The sequence below is a fragment of the Streptomyces sp. NBC_00885 genome, from assembly GCF_045207475.1.
Classification (GTDB): Bacteria; Actinomycetota; Actinomycetes; order Streptomycetales; family Streptomycetaceae; genus Streptomyces.
This window is the reverse complement of sequence record NZ_CP108796.1, coordinates 5,766,646-5,791,612: the sequence shown is the minus strand read 5'-3', so window position 1 is coordinate 5,791,612 and position 24,967 is coordinate 5,766,646. Positions and strand designations below refer to the sequence as shown.

At 70.1% G+C, this 24,967-nt stretch carries 16 protein-coding genes, 1 tRNA gene and 1 pseudogene; 5 read left to right on the top strand and 13 right to left on the bottom strand.

Annotation, left to right across the window (positions count from 1 at the left end):
- Positions 1 to 67 precede the first annotated feature (67 nt).
- Positions 68 to 4,180, top strand: a complete 4,113-nt coding sequence (locus tag OHA61_RS26330) for a HAMP domain-containing protein (protein WP_406307471.1) — start codon at positions 68 to 70, stop codon at positions 4,178 to 4,180.
- 10 nt (positions 4,181 to 4,190) lie between these two features.
- The gene (locus OHA61_RS26325) at positions 4,191 to 4,775 is read left to right on the top strand and encodes a response regulator (RefSeq protein ID WP_361910332.1); all 585 of its coding nucleotides are present in this window, start codon (positions 4,191 to 4,193) and stop codon (positions 4,773 to 4,775) included.
- A 102-nt stretch (positions 4,776 to 4,877) separates the two neighbouring features.
- Here OHA61_RS26325 and OHA61_RS26320 read toward each other — a convergent pair whose 3' ends face one another.
- The gene (locus OHA61_RS26320; RefSeq protein ID WP_406305102.1) at positions 4,878 to 6,767 is read right to left on the bottom strand and encodes an AMP-dependent synthetase/ligase; all 1,890 of its coding nucleotides are present in this window, start codon (positions 6,765 to 6,767) and stop codon (positions 4,878 to 4,880) included.
- Positions 6,768 to 7,035: 268 nt separating this feature from the next.
- Positions 7,036 to 8,901, bottom strand: coding sequence for a translation elongation factor 4 (gene lepA / locus OHA61_RS26315; RefSeq protein WP_406305101.1), 1,866 nt, complete (start codon positions 8,899 to 8,901; stop codon positions 7,036 to 7,038).
- 210 nt (positions 8,902 to 9,111) lie between these two features.
- On the opposite strand from lepA, the gene rpsT reads away from it, so the two are divergent.
- The gene (gene rpsT, locus OHA61_RS26310; protein WP_142217110.1) at positions 9,112 to 9,378 is read left to right on the top strand and encodes a 30S ribosomal protein S20; all 267 of its coding nucleotides are present in this window, start codon (positions 9,112 to 9,114) and stop codon (positions 9,376 to 9,378) included.
- 575 nt (positions 9,379 to 9,953) lie between these two features.
- Here rpsT and holA read toward each other — a convergent pair.
- From holA to leuS, 8 genes and pseudogenes are all read right to left on the bottom strand, one after another.
- The gene (gene holA, locus OHA61_RS26305; protein ID WP_406305100.1) at positions 9,954 to 10,940 is read right to left on the bottom strand and encodes a DNA polymerase III subunit delta; all 987 of its coding nucleotides are present in this window, start codon (positions 10,938 to 10,940) and stop codon (positions 9,954 to 9,956) included.
- Positions 10,941 to 10,991: 51 nt separating this feature from the next.
- On the bottom strand, positions 10,992 to 11,237 hold the full coding sequence (locus OHA61_RS26300; RefSeq protein ID WP_361910350.1) for a hypothetical protein: 246 nt from the start codon (positions 11,235 to 11,237) through the stop codon (positions 10,992 to 10,994).
- Between the two features lie 11 nt (positions 11,238 to 11,248).
- Complete coding sequence (locus tag OHA61_RS26295; protein WP_406305099.1) at positions 11,249 to 12,025, bottom strand: arylamine N-acetyltransferase; 777 nt, start codon at positions 12,023 to 12,025, stop codon at positions 11,249 to 11,251.
- Between the two features lie 100 nt (positions 12,026 to 12,125).
- Positions 12,126 to 14,714: pseudogene (locus OHA61_RS26290) on the bottom strand (ComEC/Rec2 family competence protein); the annotation flags it as partial.
- Complete coding sequence (locus OHA61_RS26285; protein WP_406305097.1) at positions 14,711 to 15,781, bottom strand: helix-hairpin-helix domain-containing protein; 1,071 nt, start codon at positions 15,779 to 15,781, stop codon at positions 14,711 to 14,713. The gene OHA61_RS26285 and the pseudogene OHA61_RS26290, both read right to left, overlap by 4 nt.
- Before the next feature lie 110 nt (positions 15,782 to 15,891).
- Complete coding sequence (locus OHA61_RS26280; RefSeq protein ID WP_406305095.1) at positions 15,892 to 16,737, bottom strand: DegV family protein; 846 nt, start codon at positions 16,735 to 16,737, stop codon at positions 15,892 to 15,894.
- Positions 16,738 to 16,814: 77 nt separating this feature from the next.
- Complete coding sequence (locus OHA61_RS26275; protein WP_406305094.1) at positions 16,815 to 17,606, bottom strand: hypothetical protein; 792 nt, start codon at positions 17,604 to 17,606, stop codon at positions 16,815 to 16,817.
- Positions 17,607 to 17,725: 119 nt separating this feature from the next.
- Positions 17,726 to 20,581 carry a leucine--tRNA ligase gene (gene leuS / locus OHA61_RS26270; protein WP_406305093.1) on the bottom strand — a complete coding sequence of 952 codons (2,856 nt, stop codon included), beginning with the start codon at positions 20,579 to 20,581 and terminating at the stop codon, positions 17,726 to 17,728.
- Between the two features lie 586 nt (positions 20,582 to 21,167).
- Between leuS and OHA61_RS26265 the strand changes: the two genes are divergently transcribed.
- Positions 21,168 to 22,601, top strand: coding sequence for a hypothetical protein (locus OHA61_RS26265; protein ID WP_406305092.1), 1,434 nt, complete (start codon positions 21,168 to 21,170; stop codon positions 22,599 to 22,601).
- Complete coding sequence (locus OHA61_RS26260) at positions 22,598 to 24,193, top strand: ferredoxin (RefSeq protein WP_324980561.1); 1,596 nt, start codon at positions 22,598 to 22,600, stop codon at positions 24,191 to 24,193. The genes OHA61_RS26265 and OHA61_RS26260 overlap by 4 nt, the downstream gene beginning before the upstream one ends.
- A gap of 97 nt (positions 24,194 to 24,290) precedes the next feature.
- On the opposite strand, the gene OHA61_RS26255 is transcribed toward OHA61_RS26260, so the two are convergent.
- The 3 genes from OHA61_RS26255 to OHA61_RS26245 all read right to left on the bottom strand — a co-directional run bounded on the left by OHA61_RS26255 (position 24,291) and on the right by OHA61_RS26245 (position 24,911).
- Positions 24,291 to 24,363 (bottom strand) — tRNA-Ala (locus tag OHA61_RS26255).
- A gap of 143 nt (positions 24,364 to 24,506) precedes the next feature.
- Positions 24,507 to 24,740 carry a hypothetical protein gene (locus OHA61_RS26250; protein ID WP_040916346.1) on the bottom strand — a complete coding sequence of 78 codons (234 nt, stop codon included), beginning with the start codon at positions 24,738 to 24,740 and terminating at the stop codon, positions 24,507 to 24,509.
- A gap of 3 nt (positions 24,741 to 24,743) precedes the next feature.
- Positions 24,744 to 24,911 carry a hypothetical protein gene (locus OHA61_RS26245; protein WP_324980570.1) on the bottom strand — a complete coding sequence of 56 codons (168 nt, stop codon included), beginning with the start codon at positions 24,909 to 24,911 and terminating at the stop codon, positions 24,744 to 24,746.
- Between the last annotated feature and the right edge of the window lie 56 nt (positions 24,912 to 24,967).

The window sequence follows — 24,967 nt, the reverse complement described above, 5'->3', positions numbered from 1 at the left end:
GGGTGCCGAGCCGCCGCCCGACGGTGCCTGGATCCGGGCCTCGGAGCTCCGCCCTCTGCTGGCCGCCATGACGGCTCTGCGGGACGGGGACTTCAAGATACGGGTGGCTGAGACGCATGAAGGGATGTCCGCCGAGCTGGCGGCGATGTTCAACCAGATCGCGGTGCGCAATCAGCACTTCACGGATGAACTGACGCGTGTACGCAGGGAAGTCGTACGGCACGGACGCCTGGACGACCGGCTGGCGGCGAGCCCCGGCCAGGGCGCCTGGACCTCCGGCGTGAACAGTACGAACGCGCTTCTCGACGCCCTCGTGGTGCCCGCGGCGAACGCCACCCGTGTGCTGGACGCGGTGGCCGGCGGCGATCTGACCCAGCGGGTCGATCTGCACGACGGCAACCGCCAGTTGCGCGGAGATCTGCGGCGGCTGGGCCGTGCCGTGAACAAGATGGTCGACCAGCTCTCGCTCTTCACCGGCGAAGTGACCCGCGTCGCGCGCGAAGTGGGCACCGAGGGCCGCCTCGGCGGACGCGCCAAGGTCCAGGGCCTGTCCGGGAGTTGGCGGGATGTGACCGAAGCGGTCAACACCATGGCCTCCCGGCTGACCGCGCAGGTACGGGACATCGCGGCGGTGACCACGGCCGTCGCCCGCGGCGACCTGACCCGTACGGTCACGGTCGAGGCGACCGGAGAGCTGCTGGAGCTGAAGCTCACCGTCAACACGATGGTGGACCAGCTCTCCGCCTTCGCCGACGAGGTCACCCGCGTGGCCCGCGAGGTCGGCACGGAGGGCCAGCTGGGCGGCCGTGCCCAGGTCCGCGGCGTCTCCGGCGTGTGGAAGGACCTCACGGACAACGTCAACTTCATGGCGTCCAACCTGACCTCACAGGTCCGCAACATCGCCCAGGTCACCACTGCCGTCGCCAACGGCGACCTGTCCCAGAAGATCACCGTCGACGCCCAGGGCGAGATCTTGGAGCTCAAGTCGACCATCAACACCATGGTCGACCAGCTCTCCGCCTTCGCCGACGAGGTCACCCGCGTCGCCCGCGAAGTCGGCACCGAAGGAAACCTCGGCGGCCGCGCCCAGGTCCGCGGCGTCTCCGGCGTCTGGAAGGACCTCACCGAGAACGTCAACTTCATGGCCGACAACCTCACTTCACAGGTGAGGAACATCGCACTCGTGTCGACGGCCGTGGCCCAGGGCGACCTCGGCAAGAAGATCACGGTCGAGGCGAAGGGCGAGATCCTGGAGCTCAAGTCGACCATCAACACCATGGTCGACCAGCTCTCCGCCTTCGCCGACGAGGTCACCCGCGTCGCCCGCGAAGTCGGCACCGAAGGAAACCTCGGCGGCCAGGCCCAGGTCCGCGGCGTCTCCGGCGTCTGGAAGGACCTCACGGACAACGTCAACTTCATGGCGTCCAACCTGACCTCACAGGTCCGCAACATCGCCCAGGTCACCACCGCCGTCGCCAACGGCGACCTCTCCAAGAAGATCACCGTCGACGCCCGCGGCGAGATCCTTGAGCTCAAGGACACCGTCAACACGATGGTGGAGCAGCTGCGCGCCTTCGCCGACGAGGTGACAAGGGTCGCCCGCGAGGTCGGTACGGACGGCAGACTCGGCGGCCGCGCCCAGGTCCTCGGCGTCACCGGCCTGTGGAAGGACCTCACCGACAACGTCAACTACATGGCCGACAACCTCACTTCACAGGTGAGGAACATCGCCCAGGTGGCGACGGCCGTGGCGCAGGGCGACCTGTCCAAGAAGATCGACGTGGACGCCCGCGGCGAGATCCTGGAGCTCAAGACCACCATCAACACCATGGTGGACACGCTCTCCTCGTTCTCCTCCGAGGTCACGCGCGTGGCCCGCGAGGTGGGCAGCGAGGGCCAGCTCGGCGGCCAGGCGCGCGTCGAGGGCGTGTACGGCACCTGGAAGCGCCTGACCACCAATGTGAACGAGCTCGCGCTCAACCTCACCACCCAGGTCCGCGCCATCGCCGAGGTGGCCTCCGCCGTCGCCCAGGGCGACATGTCCCGCTCGATCACCGTCGAGACCCGGGGTGAGGTCTCCGAGCTGAAGGACAACATCAACCTGATGGTGTCCAACCTCCGTGAGACCACCCGCGCCAAGGACTGGCTGGAGTCCAACCTCGCCCGCCTGGCGGGTCTGATGCAGGGCCACCGCGATCTGATGGAGGTCGCCGACCTGATCCTGCGCGAGCTGACCCCGCTGGTGAACGCGCAGTACGGCGCCTTCTTCCTGGCCGACCCGGACGGCGACGGCACTCCGTCCCGTACGACATCGACCACCAAGGGACTCGCCTTCATCGCGGGGTACGGCTCGGCCCAGTCCGCCACCATCGACACGACCGGCATGCCGGGACACGGTCTTGTGCGCCAGGCGGCCCTGGAGAAGAAGCGGATCCTCCTGGAGGAGGCCCCGCCGGACTACATCAAGATCAACTCGGGGCTGGGCGAGGCGTCCCCCGCCAGCGTCGTCATCATCCCGATCCTCTTCGAGGACAAGCTGCTCGGCGTCATCGAGCTGGCGTCCTTCTCCCGCTTCTCCGATGTCCACCTGGCCTTCTTCGACCAGTTCGTGAACACCATCGGCGTCGCGATCAACACGATCATCGCCAACTCCCGTACGGAATCGCTCCTCGGCGAGTCCCAGCGCCTGGCCATCCAGCTCCAGGAGCGTTCCGACGAACTCCAGCGCCAGCAGGCCGAGTTGCAGCGTTCCAACGCGGAACTGGAGGAGAAGGCGGCACTTCTGGCCACCTCCTCGCAGTACAAGTCGGAGTTCCTGGCGAACATGTCACACGAACTGCGCACCCCGCTGAACTCCCTGCTGATCCTCGCCCGGCTGCTCTCCGACAATCCGGACGGTCATCTCTCCGACCAGGAAGTGCAGTTCGCCACCACGATCCACCGCTCGGGCTCCGACCTGCTCCAGCTGATCAACGACATCCTGGACCTGTCGAAGATCGAGGCGGGCCGGATGGATGTGCGCCCGAAGAAGCTGCCGCTGATCAAACTCCTCGACTACGTCCACGCCACCTTCCGCCCGATCACGCTCGACCGCGGTCTCGCCTTCGATGTCGCGGTCGCCGAGGACGTACCGCGCGAGATGTACTCCGACGAGCAGCGGCTCCAGCAGATCCTGCGCAATCTGCTCTCCAACGCGATCAAGTTCACCTCCAGCGGCCGCGTCGAGCTGAGGGTGGGCCGGCTCAAGGACCCCGACAACAAGCTGCTCAAGGGCATCGACGACCTGATCGCCTTCGCCGTCACGGACACCGGAATCGGCATCGCGCCCGAGAAACTGCCGGTGATCTTCGAGGCGTTCCAGCAAGCCGACGGGACCACCAACCGCAAATACGGCGGCACGGGCCTGGGCCTGTCGATCAGCCGGGAGATCGCCGGGCTGCTCGGCGGCCGCATCATCGCGGAGAGCGAGCCGGGCTGCGGCTCCACCTTCACGCTGTACGTCCCCGTCCTCTACCCCGGCCACATCGGCGCCGACAGCGACGGCTCCCACGACGGTCTGGGCATCCATGACGTCCACGACGTGCCGATGACCTCGCCGGAGCGCCATCACGCGGAGCACATGCCGCGCGCGGACCTGGACGACGGCTGGGCGACCACTACCAAGCTGGAGGAGTGGAGGTCGGGCCGGGGCCGGCTCCTGACGGGCCGGCGCGTCCTCATCGTGGACGACGACATCCGCAACGTCTTCGCGCTCACCCATGTGCTGGGCCGGGTGGGCATGCCCGTGCTGTACGCGGAGAACGGCCGGGAAGGCATCGAGACGCTGGAGCGGAACACCGACGTCGAACTGATCCTGATGGACATCATGATGCCCGAGATGGATGGTTACGAGACGATCGAGGCGATCAGACGGAGCCCGCTGTGGACGGATCTGCCGATCGTGGCTCTCACCGCCAAGGCGATGCCCGGCGACCGTGAGAAGTCGATCGCCCAGGGCGCGAACGAGTACGTGCCCAAACCTGTGGACGTCGACCGTCTGCTGACCGTCGTCTGCGCCCTGCTGGACCCGGAGGGCGGGGGGACGAGCGGACCGGACGGAGCGACACCTGGAGCAGCACCCGCGATACCGGGACAGTCAACCGCCGATGGGAATCCGACCGTCCCACCGACGATCACGTGAGGCAGACACGATGAGCACAGAGGCGACCACCGCCGACCGCGCGAGCATCCTCCTGGTGGACGACATGGAGGACAATCTCGTCGCCTTGGAGGCTGTACTGGGGTCCCTCAACGAGCCGCTGGTCCGCGCGCGTTCGGGGGAGGAGGCGATGAAGGCACTGCTGCGGCAGAAGTTCGCGGTGGTCCTGCTGGATGTACGGATGCCGGGCATGGACGGCTTCGAGACCGCGTCCAACATCAAGCGCCTCGACCAGACGAAGGACGTTCCGATCATCTTCCTGACCGGGACGGAGGCGGACAGCGGCTATGCGTTTCGGGGGTATGCGACGGGGGCGGCGGACTTTCTGACCAAACCCTTCGACCCGTGGGTGCTGCGGGCGAAGGTGAACGTGTTCCTCGATCTGCACCGCAAGAACCGCCAGTTGGAGCGGATGCTGGCGCGCGAGCAGGAGCAGCTGGGCGAGCTCGCGGAGCGGCTGAGCACGATAGAGACGGAACTGGGCCGCAGCGGTCCGGCAGATGTGCCGGAGCTGCGGATGCAGCTGACGCGGATGGAGGAACTCCTGACGGACCTGCGCCGCGGCAGATGCGTGTAGCGGGGCCAGGGCCCAGATTCAGCCCCGCCGGGTTTGAGGCGCGGGGTCCGGGGCCGGAGCCCCGGCGGAAGACTCCGCCGGGCTCCGGGCCCCGCCCTCGACCTACGCCTCGCGCGAGCCCGCGTACATGTCCTCGATCAGGTCCTTGTACTCCCGCTCGACGACCGGCCTCTTCAGCTTCAGGCTCGGCGTCAGCTCGCCGTGCTCGATGTCCAGGTCCCGCGGAAGCAGCCGGAACTTCTTGATCGTCTGCCAGCGCTGCAGCCCCTCGTTGAGCCGCTTCACATAGCCCTCGATGAGCTGCTGGGCCTCCTTCGTCGCCACGACCTCCGCGTACGACTTGCCTTCAAGACCGTTCTCCTTGGCCCAGCCGAGAATCGTGGGCTCGTCGAGCGCGATCAGCGCGGTGCAGAAGTTACGGTCCGCGCCGTGCACCAGGATGTTGGACACGAAGGGGCAGACCGCCTTGAACTGACCCTCGACCTCGGCCGGCGCGATGTACTTGCCGCCCGACGTCTTGATCAGGTCCTTCTTGCGGTCCGTGATCCGCAGATAGCCGTCCGCGGACAGCTCGCCGATGTCCCCGGTGTGGAACCACCCGTCGGGCTCCAGGACCTCCGCCGTCTTCTCCGGCAGCCCGTGGTAGCCCTCCATGATGCCGGGACCGCGCAGCAGGATCTCGCCGTCGTCCGCGATGCGCACCTCGGTGCCGGGCACCGGCTTGCCGACGGTGCCGGTGCGGTACGCCTCGCCCGGGTTGACGAAGGACGCCGCGCTGGACTCGGTGAGGCCGTAGCCCTCCAGGATGTGGATCCCGGCGCCGGCGAAGAAGTAACCGATGTCCGGCGCGAGGGCCGCGGAGCCGGAGACCGCGGCGCGCAGCCGCCCGCCGAAGGCGTCGCGGAGCTTGGAGTAGACGAGTACGTCGGCGACCTTGTGCTTGGCGCTCAGCCCGAAGGGAGCGCCGGCCGTGCCCGTACGCCGGTAGTTGTCCTGCGTGGCCTTGGCGTACTCGCGGGCGACCCCGGCCGCCCACTGGAAGATCTTGTACTTCGCACCGCCGCCGGCCCGCGCCTTGGCCGCGACGCCGTTGTAGACCTTCTCGAAGATGCGCGGCACGGCGGCCATGTATGTCGGCTGCACGACCGGCAGATTCTCGATGATCTTGTCGACGCGGCCGTCGACGGCGGTGACATGGCCGACCTCGATCTGTCCGGAGGTCAGCACCTTGCCGAAGACGTGCGCGAGCGGCAGCCAGAGGTACTGGACGTCGTCCGGGCCGATCAGGCCGGTGGCGGTCATCGCCTTGGCCATGTACGACCAGTTGTCGTGCGGCAGCCGGACGCCCTTGGGGCGGCCCGTGGTGCCCGAGGTGTAGATGAGCGTCGCCAGCTGGTCGGCCCTGATCGCACTGACCCGCTCCTTGACGGCCTCCGGGTGCTTGGCGAGATACTCCGCGCCGCGCGCCTCCAGGTCGGCGAGCGAGAGGACCCAGCCCTCGGGGTCGCTCTCGTCCGGCTCGACGCCCGCCATGTCGATGACCACGGCATGCTTCAGCTCCGGCAGATCGGCCCGCTTCTCACGCGCCTTGGCGAGCTGGGAGGCGTCCTCCGCGATCAGCACCCGGCTGACGGAGTCGGCGAGGATGTATGCCGACTCCTCGGCGTTGGTGGACGGGTAGACCGTCGTGGTCGCGCCGCCCGCGCACATCACACCGAGGTCGACGAGGATCCACTCGACCCGGGTGGAGGAGGCGAGCGCGACCCGCTCCTCGGGCTGTACGCCGAGATCGATCAGGCCGGCCGCGATGGAGTACACCCGCTCGGCGGCCTGGCCCCAGCTCAACGACTTCCAGTCGTCGGGTCCATGACCGGAGGCGGGGGCCACCGGATACCGGTAGGCCTCGGCGTCGGGCGTGGCCGCCACGCGCTCGGCGAAGAGGGTCGCCACCGAGGGCGGTCGGTTCTCGATCAGGGTCTGTGTGTCGCTCACGACGTCCTCCGGGCCTGCGGCAAGCACTGCACGACTGGCTGGTTGTTTAACTGGCGAGTAACCATCGAGCCGTGATCAGAGTAGAGCGCACCAAGCCGGTGCGTAAGAGGCTGCGGGCTGCCGCTTCATAACGAACAGACGGCAGGATCACGTGCCGGAACCGATAATCGGTGCACCTCTCACGTATCGCGGGATGCGCCCCTCTGACACGCGAAAAGCGCCCGTCCGGACCCCCCGGCGGGCGCTTTCCCGTGTCATGTCTCCTGGGCTACTTCTTCGCCTTGCCGCCCTCGTCGCTGGACAGCACCGCGATGAAGGCCTCCTGCGGGACCTCCACGCTGCCGACCATCTTCATCCGCTTCTTGCCCTCCTTCTGCTTCTCCAGCAGCTTCCGCTTACGGGAGATGTCACCGCCGTAGCACTTGGCGAGGACGTCCTTGCGGATGGCGCGAATGGTCTCGCGGGCGATGACCCTAGAGCCGATGGCGGCCTGGATGGGCACCTCGAAGGCCTGCCGCGGGATGAGCTCCCTGAGCTTGGCGACCAGCCGTACGCCGTACGCGTACGCCGCGTCCTTGTGCGTGATGGCGGAGAAGGCGTCGACCTTGTCGCCGTGCAGCAGGATGTCGACCTTCACCAGACTGGAGGCCTGCTCGCCGGTGGGCTCGTAGTCGAGGGAGGCGTAACCGCGGGTCTTGGACTTCAGCTGGTCGAAGAAGTCGAAGACGATCTCGGCGAGGGGGAGGGTGTAGCGGATCTCGACCCGGTCCTCGGAGAGGTAGTCCATGCCGAGCAGCGTGCCTCGGCGGGTCTGGCAGAGCTCCATGATCGAACCGATGAACTCGCTGGGGGCGAGGATCGTGGCCCGTACGACCGGCTCGTGCACCTCGTCGATCTTGCCCTCGGGGAACTCGCTCGGGTTGGTGACGGTGTGCTCGGTGCCGTCCTCCATGACCACGCGGTAGACCACGTTGGGGGCGGTGGCGATGAGGTCGAGCCCGAACTCGCGCTCAAGCCGCTCACGGATGACGTCCAGGTGCAGCAGCCCGAGGAAGCCGACACGGAAGCCGAACCCGAGCGCGGCGGAGGTCTCCGGCTCGTAGACCAGGGCGGCGTCGTTGAGCTGCAGCTTGTCGAGGGCGTCGCGCAGCTCGGGGTAGTCCGAGCCGTCCAGCGGATACAGGCCCGAGAACACCATGGGCTTGGGGTCCTTGTAGCCGCCCAGCGCCTCGGTCGCGCCCTTGGTGAGGGAGGTGATCGTGTCACCGACCTTGGACTGACGCACGTCCTTCACGCCGGTGATGATGTAGCCCACCTCGCCGACGCCGATGCCGTCGGCCGGGGTCATCTCGGGAGAGGAGACGCCGATCTCGAGGAGTTCGTGGGTGGCGCCGGTGGACATCATCCTGATGCGCTCGCGCTTGTTGAGCTGCCCGTCGACGACCCGTACATACGTCACGACACCGCGGTACGAGTCGTAGACCGAGTCGAAGATCATCGCGCGGGCGGGGGCGTCGGCGACACCGACCGGGGCGGGGACGTCGCGGACCACGCGGTCCAGCAGGGCCTCCACGCCGACGCCGGTCTTGGCGGAGACCTTGAGAACGTCCTCCGGCTGGCAGCCGATGAGGTTGGCGAGCTCCTCGGAGAACTTCTCCGGCTGGGCGGCGGGCAGGTCGATCTTGTTGAGGACCGGAACGATCGTGAGGTCGTTCTCCATCGCCAGATAGAGATTGGCGAGCGTCTGCGCCTCGATGCCCTGCGCGGCGTCGACCAGCAGGACCGTGCCCTCACAGGCGGCGAGGGATCGCGACACCTCGTAGGTGAAGTCGACGTGCCCGGGGGTGTCGATCATGTTCAGGATGTGGGTCCTGCTCTGATCCGGCCCCTCGGTCGGCGCCCAGGGCAGCCGGACTGCCTGGGACTTGATCGTGATGCCGCGCTCGCGCTCGATGTCCATACGGTCGAGGTACTGAGCGCGCATCTGCCGCTGCTCGACCACACCGGTCAGCTGGAGCATCCGGTCGGCAAGGGTCGACTTGCCGTGGTCGATGTGCGCGATGATGCAGAAATTGCGGATCAGCGCCGGGTCGGTACGGCTCGGCTCGGGCACGTTGGTAGGAGTCGCGGGCACGCAGGGTCCTGATTCTTGAGACGCGGGGCGTCTCGTCTCGGGCGATGTCGGATCGATACGTAGCTTCTATCGTCCCATGGCTGCGGGGCTGCGCCCGGTTTGGGCGGTCGGATGAACGGCTGGTAACGTGGGCAGCTGTGTCTCGTGCCCTCTCAGTGCGGGACGCAACCTCAGAGATCGAAGTTTCACCGAACCTGAAAAGGCTCTTTCGTGGCGAACATCAAGTCCCAGATCAAGCGGAACAAGACGAACGAGAAGGCGCGCCTGCGCAACAAGGCCGTCAAGTCGTCGCTCAAGACCGCGATCCGTAAGGCCCGCGAGGCTGTCGCAGCGGGTGACGTCGAGAAGGCCACTGTGGCCGTCCGTGAGGCGTCGCAGAAGCTGGACAAGGCCGTCTCCAAGGGTGTCATCCACAAGAACGCCGCCGCCAACAAGAAGTCGGCGCTGGCCGCCAAGGTTGGCTCCCTGCAGGGCTGAACCTCTTGATTGTCGCCGGTAGGGACTCAGCGGGCCCTCTCTTCCGCTCCTGACCCGGCACCCTTCGCGCCGCACGCGGCCTGCGTTCGCCACGCGGGTGCGGCGCACCAAGCTTGATCCGTGGCCCCGGTCACCGTCCTTCCCCAGGACGGGACCGGGGCTTTCGGCGTTTGGGGGGCTCGAGGGCGGGGCGGGCGCCGGGTGGGTCGTCCGCTCGGCGCCGCGAGAGACCGACCCTTCGGGGTGCGCCGGGGATCGGGGGCGCCCCGGACCGAGGGTGCGCCGTCACGCCGGGCAGCATCGCCGGCGCAGCGCGCCGCGGAAATGGCGCTCGGGGCCCAGGCCGCATGGCGCCGCGCAGCCGGCGCTTCGGGGTGCGCCGGGGCACAGGGGCGCCCGGGCCGCGTTTCGCGCCGCGCAGCCGGCGCTTCGGGGGTGTGGGGGTACGAAGTATCCCCACGTCTCCCCCTCCCCGGGGGGTCCGGGGGCTTGCCCCCGGTTCGGGATGGGGGTACCTCCCACGGCCGCCAGGCCGTAGGGGGCGGGCGGGGTGGGGGAAAAGCCCACCGCAGGGCTCAGCGCCGCGACCTCGCCGCCCGCGCCACCGCAACCACCGCCTTCTCCAGCGCGTACTCCGGGTCGTCCCCGCCGCCCTTGACCCCCGCGTCCGCCTCCGCCACCGCCCGCAGTGCCACCGCCACCCCGTCCGGCGTCCAGCCGCGCATCTGCTGCCGCACCCGGTCGATCTTCCACGGCGGCATGCCCAGCTCGCGCGCGAGATCCGCGGGCCGCCCGCCACGGGCCGAGGAGAGCTTGCCGATCGCCCGCACCCCCTGCGCCAGCGCGCTGGTGATCAGGACAGGGGCCACCCCGGTCGACAGCGACCAGCGCAGCGCCTCCAGCGCCTCGGCCGCCCGCCCCTCCACCGCACGGTCGGCGACCGTGAAGCTGGAGGCCTCGGCCCGGCCGGTGTAGTAGCGCCCGACGACCGCCTCGTCGATCGTCCCCTCCACGTCGGCCGTCAGCTGGGACACCGCACTGGCAAGCTCCCGCAGATCGCTGCCGATCGAGTCGACCAGCGCCTGACACGCCTCGGGCGTCGCCGACCGCCCGAGCGCACGGAATTCGGAGCGTACGAACGTGAGCCGCTCCGCGGGCTTCGTCGTCTTGGGGCAGGCGACCTCGCGCGCCCCCGCCTTACGAGCCGCGTCCAGCAGCCCCTTCCCCTTCGCCCCGCCGGGGTGCAGCAGAACGAGAGTGATCTCCTCCGCGGGCGCATCCAGATACGCCTTGACGTCCTTGACGGTGTCCGCGGACAGATCCTGCGCGTTCCGCACGACGACGACCTTGCGCTCGGCGAAGAGCGAAGGGCTCGTCAGCTCGTCAAGGGTGCCCGGATGCAGCTGATCGGCGGTGAGGTCGCGCACGTCCGTATCGGCGTCGGCGGCCCGGGCGGCCGCCACCACCTGCTGTACGGCACGGTCGAGGAGCAGGTCCTCCTGGCCCACGGCGAGCGTGACGGGGGCGAGGGGATCGTCGGTCGAATTCTTCCTTGTGGCCATCGCGGTCCAGCATCCCACGCACCACTGACACCTCCCCCGACCTCGCAACCATCACGGCCCCTCGAGCCAGCCGTCCCACTCCCCCACGAACTCGTCCAGCTTCACCGGATCGAGCCGCCGCTCCGGGTCCTCGACGACCACCAGCCACTGCGCGTCCTCGGCATCGTCCTCACCTGCCAGCGCGTCCCGTACGAGCAGGGGCTCATCGGCGATGCCGAAGCGGTCCCGCAGGGCCTCGGCCGTCTCCTCGGCGGCGTCGCGGTCGGGCAGCACCAGTACATGTCTCACAGCACTCACAGAGACATTGTTCAGGTCGCCCGGCCGGGAGCCGACGGCAGGCGGTCGAGCACCAGCCCGAAGTGCTCGCGGTAGGCCGCGAGCACCGCAGCGTCGTCGGCCAGCGGCTGCTCGTGACGCTCGCCCCGCACGGTGGTGACCAGCTTGCGGCCGCTGAGCGTGATCCGGCCCTCCGGGGTGAGCCGCGAGCACACGACCGACCGCGTGAAGTGGGAATCGGGCGAGGTCCGGTGCCACCAGGCTCCCGCCCGGAAGTCGTCCAGGACGCGCGGCCGCCGCTCAAGGCGGAACTGCGGCTTCCCGTCGCGGTGGACATCGAGATCACCGCTCTCGGGAACCTCGACGATCCGGAACGTACCGGCCGGGTCCTCCTGGTCCCCCCGCTCGTCGAACGCCAGCGGATAGTGACAGTGGTCGCCGAAGCCGACATCGGCCAGCCAGGGACCCGTCGAGTCCGCCGTCTCGACCAGCAGGGCGAGATGGTCGTACGGGACACCGAGGCGGCCCTCGTCGCCGAAGACCCGCCCCTGGAGGAGGCTGACACCGAAGCCGAGGTCGCGCAGCAGCGCGGCGAAGGCCCCGTTGAGTTCGTAGCAGAAGCCCCCGCGCCCGGCCTCCACGATCTTGCCCAGAAGCGCCTTCTCCTCCAGCACGATGTCCTCGCCGAGATGGATGGAGAGGTTCTCGAAGGGGACCGTCTGCAAGTGGCGCAGCTGCAGCTCGCGCAGTGCGTCGGCATCGGCGCGCGCCGGGCGGCTCGCGCCGATACGGCGGAGGTAGGCATCCATGAGGAGAGTGTGGCGCCCGGGGTGTCCGCACGCCATGGGCCCCTGGTCCTAGACCTGTCGCCCGATGCACCGACGTCATCCGCAGCGGCGGGTCAGAGCCTCGCGGCACCGCCCGCAGGTCCCGGCCGCCTCCTGTCACCGCGATCGCCCCGTCGGTGTCCGTACGCAGCACCACCGCGCCCCCGGCCCGCAACGCGCCGATCGTCCGAGGGGAGGGATGGCCGTACGTGTTGTCCGCGCCCACAGAGATCAGCGCCAGCCGTGCGCGTACGCCCCGCAGCAGACCGGGGTGCTGATGGGCCGAGCCGTGGTGGGCGACCTTGAGGACATCGACGGAAGGGAGCGCCGGGAAGGCTCTCAACAGCCCCCTCTGGGCCGCTGGTTCGAGGTCCCCCAGGAGCAGCAGGGTCGGGCCGCCCTCGACCCGTACGAGCAGCGTCACGCTGGCGTCATTGGGCCCCTCCGGTACGAAGCCCGGCCCCGGAAGGCCAGGCCCGGCCGCAGGGGCTGCCCCGGATGCACGGGCTGCCGGCGGCCACAGCACCTGCCAGGCAAGCCGCCCGACCCTCCGCCGCTCCCCCGGCCCCGCCCGGATCACGGGCACCCCGGCCGCAGCCGTCGTCCTCCGCACAAACACGCTCTGCTCCCAGGGCTCGTCGTACGTCGTCGTCTGAACCGCACCGACGGCTCTGCCCCGCAACACACCTGGCAGCCCCCGGACATGATCGGCATGGAAGTGCGTCAAAAGGATCAACGGAACCCGGGTGACTCCCAGGTCGCGCAGGCAACGGTCGGCCAGCTCCGGATCGGGCCCCGCGTCCACGACGACGGCCGAACCCCCGCCCGCCGCAAGCACGGTGGCGTCCCCTTGCCCGACATCGCACATCGCGAACGTCCACCCCGGTGGCGGCCAGCCGGACATGGCTCTGGTGAGCGGGGCCGGACGCAGCACGGCGAGCAGAAGCAGCAGCGTGCAGCCTGCCGCCCACCAGGGATGCCTGGGAAGGCGCCGGGCGGCGAGCACGACCAGGACCGTGACGACAGCCAGCAACAGCCCGCCCGGCCAGCCGTCCGGCCACCCCACCTCAGCCCCGGGCAGCGCCGCCCCGGTGCGCGCGACGGAGGCGATCCACCCCGCGGGCCACCCGGCACAACGGGCCACCGCCTCGGCAACCGGCATCGCCACCGGCGCCGCGGCGAGAGCGGCGAACCCGAGAACCGTGGCCGGGGCGACCGCGAGCTCGGCGACGAGATTGCAGGGGATCGCCACCAGGCTGACCCTGGCCGCGAAGACCGCCACGACGGGAGCGCATACCGCCTGTGCGGCAGCCGCCGCACCCAGCGCCTCGGCGAGCCGGGGCGACACCCGTATGCGTTGCAGCGCCGCGCTCCAGCGGGGGCCGATGGTGAGCAGCGAGCCCGTGGCCAGAACGGAGAGCAGAAAGCCGTAACTCCGCGCGAGCCACGGGTCGTACAGGACCAGCAGCAGTGCGGCGGTGGCCAGCGCCGGCAGCAGCGACCGGCGGCGTCCGGTGCCGATGGCGAGCAGGGCGACGGTCCCGCAGGCCGCGGCCCGCAGCACGCTCGGTTCCGGTCGGCACACGACGACGAAAGCGAGCGTGAGCCCACCGCCGAGGAGTGCGGCCCCTCGCAGCGTGATGCCCAACCGGGGCGCGAGACCTCGCCGTTCGGCCAGCAGCGCGGTGCCAGGCGGTCCGATCAGCAGTATGAGCACGACGGTGAGATTGCTGCCCGATACGGCAAGCAGATGCGTGAGATCCGTTGCCTCGAAGGCATCCTGGAGGTCGGGCGGGACCCGAGAGGTGTCGCCCACGACCAGCCCAGGGAGCAGAGCGCGGGCATCCGGGGCGAGCCCCTCGGTCGCAGCGCGCAGTCCCGCCCTGAGCCCTCCGGCCGTGCGCTGAAGGGCGGTCGGCGGTCCCGTGATCGGCGGCGGACCGGCCCCGTCCGGCCGCAGGACCGCAGCGAATCGGTCGTCGGCGTTCAACGGCGGCGCGAGCCGTCCCGCCAGCCGGAGCGGGGTGGAGGGCAGCAGTCGCAGCCACCGGGCTGTGGAGTCGCCCGCCTTGCCGGACGCACCTGCCCGCACGATCACCAGCACGGGCGTCCGGGTCACGGTCACAGTGCCGCCTGGCCCCGTCACTCGGCTCACCTCCGCGTCCAGCACCACGGAACGTCCGGCCATCTGATCGCCGCGGACCCGGGGCCGGGTCAGTCGCGGATCTGAGATGACGGTCAATTCGGCCGTGACGTGGGCATATTCGCCCGCCAATTCCGGCAGTGGACCACGCCGCAGATCCGCACCGTGCAGACCGGCCGAGGCCGCACCCGCGGCACCGCACAGCAACATGGCCGCCAGCGCCGTGGCGTTGAGCCGGAACCCGCGTCGGCCGGAACCCGCATCCCCGCCATCGGCCCCCGGGCCTCCGCCGCCCGTTCCGGCACGCACCGCCCTCAACGACATCGGAGCCAGTAACAGCCCCGCAACGACAACACAGACGGTCACGGCCAGCCCGGTCCACCAGCCCGGCACGCCCACGGCGAGAGCAGCCGCGGCCCAGGCCGCCAGGGCCGGGGGCACCAGCCGCAGATCGGCCGGTCCCTCCTGCCGCGGGTCGGACGCCCCCAGCCGATGGCCCGACGCGGCGTGCACCGCCGGGCGCGTCATGGCCGTACGAGGGTCTGGAGGTCCGCGAACCGGCGGTCGCCGATCCCGTTGACCTCGCGGAGTTCGTCGATCGACCGGAAACCCCCGTGCTGGGTGCGGTAGTCGACGATGTGCTGGGCCAGCACGGGACCGACCCCGGGCAGGGAGTCGAGCTGCTCCACGGTCGCCGCGTTGAGGCTCACCGGCCCCGCCGGCTGGGCTCCTGCCGAGCCCGGTGCGCCCGGGCCCGATCCGGTGGCGGGCACCCCCGGAGCTGCGGCGACGCCCACCACCACCTGCTCTCCGTCCATGAGCACCCGAGCCCGGTTCAGCCCGGTCAGGTCCGTGCCCGCTCTGACGCCACCGGCCGCCCGCAGCGCGTCGGCCACCCTGGATCCCGCCGGCAGCCGGTGAACGCCCGGCCGCCGCACCTTGCCGCTGACGTCGACGACGACGATCCGACCGCCGCCCGGCCCCGGATCGGGCGGCGGCGGCGGCCCAGGGGAGGGCCGGGGCTCCGGCGGGGCCGCGCCCTGCTGGACCAGCTCCGGGGCCCGTACGGTCTGGGGCCGCCCCACCCAGAAGTGCTGGACCGCGAATCCCGCGGCCAGCACGAGCACGACGGCCAGGGCGGCGAGAGCTCTGGGCTCCAGACCGCATCTGAGCTGCAGCCACAACGGCAAGCGCTCCCGCACCGCCAGCCGCATGCGCTGCCGGGCGCTCGTACCGATGGCCACATCGGCACCGACGCTCGCATCCGCGGCTGCGACGGCGCGTCCTTCGGCACGCGAGTGCCCGACAGCAACGTCGAGACTCGCCGCCGGCGGTTCGGCAGGTCCAGTACCGCCCGGCGAACCGTCGAACAGGGCGTCCGCGCGCCGGCGCAGGGCTGTGGTCGACGCGGCAGCCACCCGCCCGCCGCGAAGACGAGCGGATCGGCGAGCAGGGCGGTGCACGCCACGGCCGGGTCCACTACCCGAGCCGAAGTCGCGGGCGCGGCCATCAGCGACGCGGCCGTCGCGGGCGCGGCCGTCCGAAGCCCGCGCCCTGCCCGGGCCACTACGTGCGGAACGTGTTCTCAGAGCCATGTCACAGGACGGTAGGCACATCCACCCGAACCCGCTGAGCAGGCCCAATTTCCGTGGACAACCGCCCTGTTGTGGATAACCCGGTCACCCACAAGAGCGTCGGAAGCTCCTCAGCGAGGCGAGACCACAGCCCCCAGCAGCCCCGGTCCCGTATGCGCCCCGATCACCGCGCCCACCTCGCTCACATGCAGATCCACAAGGCCCGGAACCCGTTCCCGCAGTCGCTCCGCCAGCGCCGCGGCCCGTTCCGGCGCGGCGAGATGGTGCACGGCGATGTCGACGCTGCTCGTGCCCGCGCGGTCGACGACGATCTCCTCCAGCCTGGCGATCGCCTTCGAGGCCGTACGCACCTTCTCCAGCATCTCGATGCGTCCGCCGTCCAGCTGGAGCAGCGGCTTCACGGCGAGCGCCGAGCCCAGCAGCGCCTGCGCGGCCCCGATCCGGCCGCCCCGGCGCAGATAGTCCAGGGTGTCCACGTAGAAGTAGGCCGACGTGCCCGCGGCGCGCTTCTCCGCGGCGGCCACCGCCTCGTCCAGCGTGCCGCCCCCCTCCGCCGTCTCTGCGGCGGCGAGCGCGCAGAACCCCAGGGCCATGGCAACCATCCCGGTGTCCACCACCCGCACCGGCACGGGCGCGTCCTTGGCGGCCAGCACAGCCGCGTCGTACGTCCCCGAGAACTCGCCCGACAGATGCAGGGAGACGATCCCCGTCGCTCCGGCCTCGGCTCGCGCGCGGTACGCCTCGGCGAACACCTCGGGGCTCGGCCTGGACGTGGTCACCGGGCGTCGCTTCTGCAATGCGAGCGCCAGCGAGCGGGCCGAGATCTCGGTGCCCTCCTCGAGCGCCTGATCACCAAGTACGACGGTCAGCGGCACCGCGATGATGCCGTGGCTCTCCATCGTCGGCGGCGGCAAGTAGGCCGTTGAATCGGTGACGATCGCGACATGGCGGGACATGAGCGGGAGGTTACCCGCAGGGGCGGCCGGACGGCAGCCCGGGCCCTCGTCGGTGGTCGCGTCGCCTGCCTGGTGGTTCAGTTCGTGGTCTCCGGACGGGCTGTTTTCTGCCAGGGGTAGGAGGTCTGCTGCCGGGGATCGGATGCCGTGATCGCCTGCGGCTGCTCGGCCACGGTCTGCCCGGGCCCAACACCGGCCCCGGCCTCCGGCCACGTCTGCTCCGCGACGCGGTCCCCACCACCGTCAACACCACCTCCGGCACCGCCCGTGCCCCCGGCCTGCGGCCACGACGCCGCCGCAGCGGCCTCCGGCTCCGCCGTCTCCGCTCCCGACCAGTGCCTCAGCGCGCCGGCCTCCACATCGATCTGCGTGCTCAGCGCGTCCAGATCGTCGTCGGCGAACTTGCGTGCCCGGTCCCGCGCCGCCCATCGCAGCGACTCGGCCGAGCGCGTGATCCGCTCCGTACGCTCACGCAGCCCGGGCAGCAGCGACGCCACCGTCGCCCGGTCCGGCTCGCGCTCCAGTCGCTTCAGCTCGTCGTCGAGCTCATGGCCGTGCGCACTCAGCCGCTGGAACAGGCCGATCGACTCCGACAGCGAGGCGTCCTCGGCCGCACCGGCGTGCAGCGCGTCCTGCGTCGCCCTCATCGACGTACGCAGCGACAGCCGCAGCTGTGCCAGCTCGCCGGCCACGCCGCCCTGTCCGTAGCTCTTGGCGCGAAGCGTCGTCTCCTCGACGGTGCGGCGCGCCTGCGTGACCGTGCGCTCCACACCTCGCTTGGCCGCGCCGATGACCTTCACGCTGACATACACCCCCAACGCCACAAAGGCGACGAAAAGCAGCGCCATTATCAGAATCGCGGCTTCCATGAGCGCCCCTCCGGCGTCGGCTGTTGTCCCTCCACCGTAAACGGAACGGGCAGGCCGCGGGTTCCATCGGAACCCTCAACCTGCCCGTAGGGGAAACCCCTGCCGTCAACCGCCCTGCGCTACGTGGGGACGATGTTGACCAGCTTCGGCGCCCGCACGATCACCTTGCGGATGCCCGCGCCGCCCAGCGCCGCGACCACCGCCGCGTCACCCAGCGCCAGCGCCTCCAGCTCCTCGTCCGAGATCGACGGGGAGACTTCCAGCCGCGCCTTGACCTTGCCCTTGATCTGCACCACGCACGTCACGGACTCGTCCACGACATAGACCGGGTCGGCGACCGGGAAGTCCTGGTGCACGACCGAGTCGCCGTGCCCCAGCTTGTGCCACAGCTCCTCGGCGATGTGCGGGGCCAGCGGGGCGATCAGCAGCACCAGCCGCTCCGCCACGCTGCGCGACAGCGGACCGCCCACCTTGGTCAGATGGTTGTTCAGCTCGGTGATCTTGGCGATGGCGGTGTTGAAGCGCAGCGCCGCCAGGTCCTGTCCGGCGCCGTCGATCGCCTTGTGCAGCGCGCGCAGCGTCGGCTCGTCGGCCTCGGTGTCGACGACCGTGACCTCACCGGTCGCCTCGTCGACGATGTTGCGCCACAGCCGCTGCAGCAGCCGGTACTGGCCGACCACTGCGCGGGTGTCCCACGGCCGCGAGACATCCAGGGGACCCATCGCCATCTCGTACAGACGCAGCGTGTCCGCGCCGTACTCGGCGCAGATCTCGTCCGGAGTGACCGCGTTCTTCAGGGACTTGCCCATCTTGCCCAGCTCGCGCTTGACGGGCTCGCCCTGGAAGTAGAACTTCCCGTCCCGCTCCTCGACCTCGGCCGCCGTCACCGGGAAGCCGCGGCTGTCCCGGTAGACGTACGCCTGGATCATGCCCTGGTTGTACAGCTTGTGGAACGGCTCGACCGAGGAGATGTGCCCCAAGTCGAACAGCACCTTCGACCAGAACCGCGCGTACAGCAGGTGCAGCACAGCGTGCTCGGCGCCACCCACGTACAGGTCGACGCCGCCGTGCGGCAGGCCCTCGCGCGGCCCCATCCAGTACCGCTCGATCTCGGGGTCGACCAGCTTCTCGCTGTTGTGCGGGTCCAGGTAGCGCAGCTCGTACCAGCACGAACCGGCCCAGTTGGGCATGGTGTTGGTCTCGCGGCGGTAGCGCTTGACGCCGTCGCCCAGGTCCAGCTCGACATCGACCCAGTCCTCGTTGCGCGACAGGGGCGTCTCGGGCTGGGTGTCGGCGTCGTCCGGGTCGAACGTACGAGGCGAGTAGTCGTCGACCTCGGGCAGCTCCAGCGGCAGCATCGACTCGGGCAGGGCGTGCGCGACGCCGTCCTCGTCGTACACGATCGGGAAGGGCTCGCCCCAGTAGCGCTGTCGGCTGAACAGCCAGTCGCGCAGCCGGAAGTTGACGGTCCCCTCGCCGATGCCGCGACCGGTCAGCCACTCGGTGATCTTCGCCTTGGCCTCGGCGACACCCAGACCGTCCAGCGAGATCTCGTCGTTGGAGGAGTTGATCGCGGGGCCCTGGCCGGTGAAGGCCTCGCCCTCCCAGCCCTCGGGGGGCTGGACGGTACGGATGATGGGCAGGTCGAAGGCCTCGGAGAACTCCCAGTCACGCTCGTCCTGACCGGGGACGGCCATGATCGCGCCCGTGCCGTAGCCCATCAGCACATAGTCGGCGACGAAGACCGGGATCTTCTCGCCGGTGACCGGATTCAGGGCGTAGGCACCGGTGAAGACCCCGGTCTTGTCCTTGTGCTCGGTCTGCCGCTCGACATCGCTCTTCGTCTGGGCCTGCTTGCGGTACGCCGCGACCGCCTCGGCAGGAGTGGCCGCGCCGCCCGTCCACTGCTCCTTGACGCCCTCGGGCCACTCGGCCGGGACGATGGAGTCGATCAGGCCGTGCTCGGGCGCCAGCACCATGTAGGTGGCACCGAACAGCGTGTCGGGGCGGGTGGTGAAGACCGTGATCCGTGCGTCGTCGCGGCCGTCGACGGAGAAGTGGACGCGTGCGCCCTCGCTGCGGCCGATCCAGTTGCGCTGCTGCAGCTTGATCGCCTCGGGCCAGTCCAGGCCGTCCAGATCGTCCAGCAGCCGGTCGGCGTAGGCGGTGATGCGCATGTTCCACTGGCGCAGCTTGGCCTTGAAGACAGGGAAGTTGCCGCGCTCGGAACGTCCGTCGGCGGTGACTTCCTCGTTCGCCAGTACGGTGCCCAGGCCCGGACACCAGTTGACCGGCGCGTCGGAGGCGTACGCCAGGCGGTAGCCGCTCAGTACGTCGGCGCGCTCGACGGCGCTCAGCTCACTCCACGCGCGCGTGGAGCCCGGAACGGCACGCTCACCGCTCTCGAACTGTGCCACCAGCTCGTCGATCGGACGGGCCTTCTGCGCGTCCTCGTCGTACCAGGAGTTGAAGATCTGCAGGAAGATCCACTGGGTCCACTTGTAGTACTCGGGGTCGATCGTCGCGATCGACCGGCGCTGGTCGTGGCCCAGGCCCAGTCGGCGCAGCTGCCGCTTCATGTTCTCCATGGCGGCCTCGGTGGAGACCCGCGGGTGCGTGCCGGTGGCGACCGCGTGCTGCTCGGCGGGCAGGCCGAAGGCGTCGAAGCCCAGCGTGTGCAGGACGTTGTGCCCGGTCATGCGCTGGTGGCGGGCGAACACGTCGGTGGCGATGTAGCCCAGGGGGTGGCCGACGTGCAGACCCGCGCCCGAGGGGTAGGGGAACATGTCCATGACGAACTTCTTGGGCTTGGCCGCCAGGGCGGGGTCCCCGGCCAGGTCGCCCGTCGGATTCGGCGCCTCGTACGTGCCCTCGGCGTCCCAGAAGTCCTGCCAGCGTGCCTCGATGTCGGCCGCCATGGCAGCCGTATAGCGGTGCGCTGCGGCCACCTCTGCAGCTGAATTCGTCTCGCTCATGATCTTTGAAGCTCCATCGATTCGTCTCTGCCAGCGGAATCCAAAACGAAAAAACCCCTCGCACAGGAGGGGACGCCGCGCCGATTCCGACCGGATCTTTCATCCGTCGGGACTGATCAGCGCGGCTCGCTAAGCAGAAGGCGTACGGCACGCATGGCGTCAGGGTACCGCAGCAGGCGAACCGGCCGCATGACACCCGGGCGGGGCCGCCGAGCGGCTCCAGTACCCGACCGGGAGGATCCGGGCGGCACGAACCGCACCTCTGCACACTTCCCCCACCCAACCCGCGCACATACCCCGCGCATGACACTCGCCGTTTCCCCGTCGAACCACCGAACTCCCCCACGCACCCCTCATGTGCCACCGGCGCACGCTCCGCATCGCGCCCCGGATCACCCTCCGATTGGCATAGGCCAATACCTCAAGGCGCTCAAGTTACTCCGCGTATCGGGCTTATCCGGGGCAACCCCAGAGTCAGTTGACTGTGGTTCCGCTCTCTAAACGCCGAAACCTCAGACCACTTGGTATGGGTCGACCTAGCATGCGTCAACGGGACCGCATTTCCCGCACCATTCGGAGTCGCCCCATGAACCCTCATCGCAAAAGCCGTTCTTCGCCAGCGCCGGGCCCCGGGCTCAGTCGCCAGGTCCAAGGCGGCCTGACCGCTGCGGCGTTGGTACTCATACCCCTGCTCGCCGTCGGCGGGAGCGACAGTTTCCGCGCCGCGCTGGACTTCACGACCGGGGTTCTGTCCCTGGTGTCCCTCACCGCTTCCGTGGCGTGGGGCCTGATCGCCACCGACCGGCTGCTGCTCTCCACCCGCCACCGCCTCCTCGCCCAGGGCATCCACCGGAGCACGGCGGTCGCCTCGCTCGGCTTCCTGCTGCTGCACGCCACCGTCAAGGTGTCGCTGGGCCATGTCGAACTCATCGGCGCCCTGGTCCCGTTCGGACTCGGCGTCACCGGGACGTCCAGCCTGATCGGCTTCGGCTCGCTCGCCGGGTTCCTGATGGTGGTGGCAGCCACGACCGGCGCGCTGCGCAGCGCTCTCGCGGCCAACGTCAAGGTGGCGGGCCGCTGGCGGCCGCTCCACATGCTGGCCTACCCGGCCTGGTGCTTCGCCCTTGTGCACGGGCTGTACACCGGCCGGCCGGCCGCGACGTGGGTGGTCACCATGTACTGCCTGACGCTCACCGCCGTCGCCGCCGCCGTCGCCCTGCGGATGCTGCCGCGACCTGTGAAGCGCCGCCTCGCCGCCAAGATCCTTTCCCTGATCGGCTCGGCCGGCGACAGACAGGGCGCGGAGGAATGGGAACGGCGCGATCTGAACGCCTCCCCGCTCCCCGGTGCGAGCGGAGTGACCGCACCGGCCGGACTCAACGGCATGAACGGCATTCCCTCGCAGCGCCCGTACGAGGCCGAGTTCCAGCGCGAGACCCCGCTCGGCGGCCCCCTCGGCCAGTCGCGCGCGCAGCCCCGCCGGCTCGCCGCCCCCTCGCCCCAGCTCTACGAAGCCCCGCCGCCCCCGATCGCGGAAACCCCCGCCGAGAGGACCGCAGGCGGCGGCATCGGCCCCGGCACGGGGATCTCCGCCGCGTACCGCGCGGTGTCCCTCGCGGGCGACCAGTCGGCCCCGCTGGCCGAGCGCATCCCGATGACCGAGGAGATCCCCGTCGTCTCGGAGTCGGGCCCCAGGCCGGGCCTGTGGCCGGCCCCATCGCCCCCGCCTCCCGCGCAGGCCTTCCTGCCGGAGCCGAACGAGCCCCCCGCTCCTTCGGCGTACGAGCCCCCTCCCGTGTACGAAGCACCTCCCTCCCCCTCGTACGGCACAACCTCGTACGACACAGCCTCGTACGATGCTCCCTCCGCTTACGAACCCTCATCCCCGTACGAAGAACCCCCCTCCCCGTACCAATCCGGCACCGCCGGTGGCTACGAAGACACAGCGCCAATGCCCGGACCCCTCTTTCCGCCTCCGGCGGGAGAGCCCTGGAACGCGCCAGCAGGAGACCGACCGTGAACACCCCCCTTCCTGATGTCCCCGAGGTCCGAGTCGTCGGCCTTCCCCAGCTGACGCAGGGGTTCGACCTTGTCGAACGACTCGACCTCCCCATGCATCTCAAGGTGCACGGCCCTCTTGAACCCATGACCGGCGAGCGGCTGGCCCAGCTCGCCGAGGAGATAACCCTGCGCGGCCGCGGCGGCGCAGGCTTCCCTTTCGGACAGAAACTCAGAGCGGTCGCGAAGTCCGCCATCCGGCGCGGGGTGCGGCCCGTCGTCGTGATCAACGGCAGTGAGGGCGAGCCCGCCTGCCGCAAGGACACCGTCCTGCTCAACCGCGCCCCCCATCTGATCCTCGACGGCGCGCTGCTGGCCGCCGAGGCGCTCGGCGCGCGCACTCTGGTCGTCGCGGTCACCCGCAACTCCACGGAGATCTCCATGCGCGCCGCGCTCGCCGAGCGCGGCCTGTCCGACCGGCGCGGGCAGCAGCTGCGCGCGCGGGTGGTGCGTACCCCGGAGCGCATGGTCTCCGGCGAGGCCTCCTCCGTGATCCGTGCCGTCAACGGCGGCCCCGCGCTGCCGCCGGGCCGCCGTGAGCGCGCCTCCGACACGGGCGTCGGCGGCGCGCCGACCCTGCTGTCCAACGCGGAGACGTTCGCGCAACTCGCCATCGGCGCCCGCATCGGCTCACGCCGCTACAGCCACACCGGCCTGGACACCGAGCCGGGCACAGTCATGCTGACGATCTCCGGGGCGGTCGCGCGCCCGATGGTCGTCGAGGTCCCCACGGGCGTGCCGCTGCGCTACGTGCTGCAGCTGGCGGGCGCCCCGCCGCTCCCCCAGGGCGTGCTGACCGGCGGTTACCACGGCAACTGGATCGACTCGGTCGCCGTCCATGAGTCGCTCGTCTCGAGAGAGTCCCTGGCCTCCGTGGGCGGCTCGCTGGGCGCGGGAGCGATCCTCCCCATCGGCCCCGAGACCTGCCCGCTGGGCGAGGCGCTGAGGGTGGCCAACTGGCTGGCCGCCGAGACGGCCGGGCAGTGCGGCCCCTGCAAGCTGGGCCTGCCCGCCGCGGCCGGCGGTCTGTCCGATGTCATCAACGGCGGTGGCCCGGCCGCCCTGGAGGCGCTGCGCGAGGTGACCCAGGCCGTGAAGGGCAGGGGCGCGTGCAAGCACCCCGACGGCTCGGCGCGCTTCTTCGCCTCGACTCTGTCCGCCTTCACCGACGATCTCGCCGCCCATGTGCTCCACGGCGGCTGCGGACGCGAGACGACCGGCGTGCTGCCGCTCCCGCTGCCCGGCTACGAGGAGGCGGAAGAGTCGATTCCGAGCGGTGAGAAGGTCTTCATCGACTGGACGCTCTGCCAGGGCCACGGGCTGTGCGCGGACATCATCCCGGAGCTGATCCGGCTCAACCCCGACGGCTACCCCTCGGTGGCCGACGCGGTCGTTCCCATGCACCTGCAGGGGCGCGCCCAGCGGGCCGTACGCCGGTGTCCCGCACTGGCGATGCGTATCGAGCAGATGCCCGGCGAGCGGGCCCCCGCGCCCTCCGGCCGGCGGGAACTGCCCGGCGGCAACCGCAAGGCCCTTGGCAGCGGCCGCGGTTGACGGGACTGACGGCACATAAGGAAGCGGGCCACCCGATCCGGGTGGCCCGCTTCCTTATGCGTACTGCATGTGTACTGCTTGATCTGTACTGCTTCTGTGGAGCTAAGGAGAATTGAACTCCTGACCTCCTGCATGCCATGCAGGCGCTCTACCAACTGAGCTATAGCCCCTTGCGATGTGCCGCCCTGCCGGAAGGCTTCCCCCGCGGCGACGTCGACAACATTACACGGTCCCCCCGGTGCTTCACCAAATCGTTTCCGGGCCTCCCACGGACACTCCGAGGGGACACCGCCGACGGCGCGAGCCGTCCCTGTCAGGCCGTGGCGAAGGAGTAGAACCGCTTCAGGGTGCAGTGCTCGTCCAGCAGCCGCCCGTAGATCGGCTCCCCTTCGAGCTCTCTGTACGTCTCGATGGGGTCGCCTTTTATGATCAGCGCCCGCGCGCACTCCTCGCACCAGTACTGGTACTCGGGATTGATCGGGTCCATGTCCCGGACGATGGGCGTACCACTGCCGCACCAGTCGCATTTACGCCTGTGTGCACCCATCATTCAGCTCCAGCTGTGGCCGCAGGCCGTGCACACGTAGGACACTCCGCCATTGTCGCCGAGGACTTGGGCGACATGCGCCGAACCGCAGGACGGGCAGCTGAGACGAGCGCGTGCTTCCGCCGCGGCAAGCAGGTCATCCTCGGCCTCCTCGCTCCCGCTGGCGGACATCGTGCTCTCCCTCCCGTTCTGGCCGGTGTCCCCTCCGGCCGTCCGATTCTGCCATG